The organism is Sneathiella glossodoripedis JCM 23214 (assembly GCF_000616095.1).
GTDB lineage: Bacteria > Pseudomonadota > Alphaproteobacteria > Sneathiellales > Sneathiellaceae > Sneathiella > Sneathiella glossodoripedis.
The window spans coordinates 2,501-5,490 of record NZ_BAMS01000010.1; the positions used below are offsets into that span (position 1 = coordinate 2,501).

Annotated in this window: 1 tRNA gene and 2 rRNA genes (1 of these 3 cut by a window edge); all 3 read left to right on the top strand. The window is 52.2% G+C overall.

From position 1 onward, the window contains the following. A 23S ribosomal RNA gene (locus tag JCM23214_RS18280) occupies window positions 1-2,633 on the top strand; it begins 112 nt to the left of the window's first position. 81 nt (window positions 2,634-2,714) lie between these two features. Next, window positions 2,715-2,829, top strand: a 5S ribosomal RNA gene (gene rrf / locus JCM23214_RS18285). A gap of 82 nt (window positions 2,830-2,911) precedes the next feature. Then, window positions 2,912-2,988, top strand: a tRNA-Met gene (locus JCM23214_RS18290). The last annotated feature ends 2 nt before the right edge of the window (window positions 2,989-2,990 follow it).

Below are 2,990 nucleotides of genomic sequence, written 5' to 3' on the forward strand. Positions count from 1 at the left end.
TCCGAATGGGGAAACCCATCCCATTAGGGATATCGTTATCTGAATCTATAGGATAGCGAGGCGAACCTGGCGAACTGAAACATCTAAGTAGCCAGAGGAAAGGACATCAACCGAGACTCCGTTAGTAGTGGCGAGCGAACGCGGACCAGGCCAGTGGTCATAATTAACAAACTGGAACTGTCTGGAAAGGCAGGCCATAGTGGGTGATAGCCCCGTACAGGTAAAGTTGGTTATGATCCTTGAGTAGGGCGGGACACGTGAAATCCTGTCTGAAAGTGGGGGGACCACCCTCCAAGCCTAAGTACTCCTATGCGACCGATAGTGGACAAGTACCGTGAGGGAAAGGTGAAAAGCACCCCGACGAGGGGAGTGAAATAGATCTTGAAACCGGATGCCTACAAGCAGTCGGAGCACCTTTAGGGTGTGACGGCGTACCTTTTGTATAATGGGTCAGCGAGTTAATCTTTGCAGCGAGCTTAAGCCGTTAGGTGTAGGCGCAGCGAAAGCGAGTCTTAATAGGGCGATTATAGTTGCAGGGATTAGACCCGAAACCGGGTGATCTAGCCATGAGCAGGTTGAAGGTGCGGTAACACGCACTGGAGGACCGAACCCACCAACGTTGAAAAGTTGGGGGATGACTTGTGGCTAGGGGTGAAAGGCCAATCAAACCCGGAAATAGCTGGTTCTCCGCGAAATCTATTTAGGTAGAGCGTCATGTATCATCATCGGGGGTAGAGCACTGGATGGGCTAGGGGGTCCCAACGACTTACCAAACCTAACCAAACTCCGAATACCGATGAATGCAGCATGGCAGACAGGCAGTGGGTGCTAAGATCCATTGCCGAGAGGGAAACAGCCCAGACCGCCAGCTAAGGTCCCTAAGTTATGGCTAAGTGGGAAAGGATGTGAGAAGGCCAAAACAACCAGGAGGTTGGCTTAGAAGCAGCCACCCTTTAAAGAAAGCGTAATAGCTCACTGGTCTAAACAAGCCGTCTTGCGCCGAAGATGTACCGGGGCTCAAGCCATACACCGAAGCTGCGGATTCAGACATTAGTCTGAGTGGTAGCGGAGCGTTCTGTAAGCCTGTGAAGGGTATCCGCGAGGATGCCTGGAGGTATCAGAAGTGAGAATGCTGACATGAGTAGCGAGATGAGTGTGAGAAACACTCACGCCGAAAGTCCAAGGGTTCCTGCGTAAAGCTAATCTGCGCAGGGTTAGTCGGCCCCTAAGGCGAGGGCGAAAGCCGTAGTCGATGGGAATCAGGTTAATATTCCTGAACCTGCTGGAAGTGACGAATAGGGTAAATTGTGAACTCTTATTGGATTGAGTTTGCAGTGAACCTGTTCCAGGAAATAGCTCCAGCGTATAGACCGTACCCCAAACCGACACAGGTGGACTGGTAGAGTATACCGAGGCGTTTGAGAGAACTATGTTGAAGGAACTCGGCAAAATGACCCCGTAACTTCGGGAGAAGGGGTACCCTCTTTAAGGCAACTTAAGGGGGGTGGCACAGAATTGGGGGTGGCGACTGTTTATTAAAAACATAGGACTCTGCGAAGTCGCAAGACGACGTATAGGGTCTGACGCCTGCCCGGTGCTGGAAGGTTAAGAGGAGCGGTGAGAGCTGCGAATTGAAGCCCCAGTAAACGGCGGCCGTAACTATAACGGTCCTAAGGTAGCGAAATTCCTTGTCGGGTAAGTTCCGACCTGCACGAATGGCGTAACGACTTCCCCGCTGTCTCCAACATAGACTCAGCGAAATTGAATTCTCCGTGAAGATGCGGAGTACCCGCGGTCAGACGGAAAGACCCCGTGCACCTTTACTACAGCTTTGCAGTGGTATCAGGATTTGAATGTGTAGGATAGGTGGGAGCCTTTGAAGCAGTGACGCCAGTTGTTGTGGAGGCATCCTTGAAATACCACCCTTTTGACTTTTGGTATCTAACCGAGGACCGTTATCCGGTTCCGGGACCCTGCATGGTGGGTAGTTTGACTGGGGCGGTCGCCTCCCAAATGGTAACGGAGGCGCGCGAAGGTTGGCTCAAGCTGGTCGGAAATCAGCTGTCGAGTGCAATGGCATAAGCCAGCCTGACTGCGAGACTGACAAGTCGAGCAGAGACGAAAGTCGGTCATAGTGATCCGGTGGTCCCGCGTGGAAGGGCCATCGCTCAACGGATAAAAGGTACGCCGGGGATAACAGGCTGATAATGCCCAAGAGTCCATATCGACGGCATTGTTTGGCACCTCGATGTCGGCTCATCTCATCCTGGGGCTGGAGCAGGTCCCAAGGGTTTGGCTGTTCGCCAATTAAAGAGGTACGTGAGCTGGGTTTAGAACGTCGTGAGACAGTTCGGTCCCTATCTGCCGTGGGTGTAGGATATTTGAGAGGAGCTGCCCCTAGTACGAGAGGACCGGGGTGGACGTACCTCTGGTGGACCTGTTGTCACGCCCGTGGCACTGCAGGGTAGCTAAGTACGGACGGGATAACCGCTGAAAGCATCTAAGCGGGAAGCCCCCCTCAAAACCAGATATCCCTTGAGAGCCGTGGAAGACGACCACGTTGATAGGCTGGAGGTGGAAGTATGGCAACATATGGAGCTGACCAGTACTAATCACTCGATCGAGTTTGATCTTAGCAGTTCATCCTCATACACAGTAGTTAATGCAGAAAGCTATTCTCAAAACGTAATAATATTTAGTCTGCTATTTGCCGGCCTGGTGGTTATGGCAGGAGGCCCGCACCCGATCCCATCCCGAACTCGGAAGTGAAAACTCCTAGCGCCGATGGTACTTTGTCTTAAGGCACGGAAGAGTAGGTCGCTGCCAGGCCTGCAAATAGCAGACACTCTCACATCGTCAATCATTAAAAAGCACCAAATCGGTGCTTTTTTAATGCTCAAACAAATATAACCGCGGGGTGGAGCAGCCCGGTAGCTCGTCAGGCTCATAACCTGAAGGTCGCAGGTTCAAATCCTGCCCCCGCAACCAAA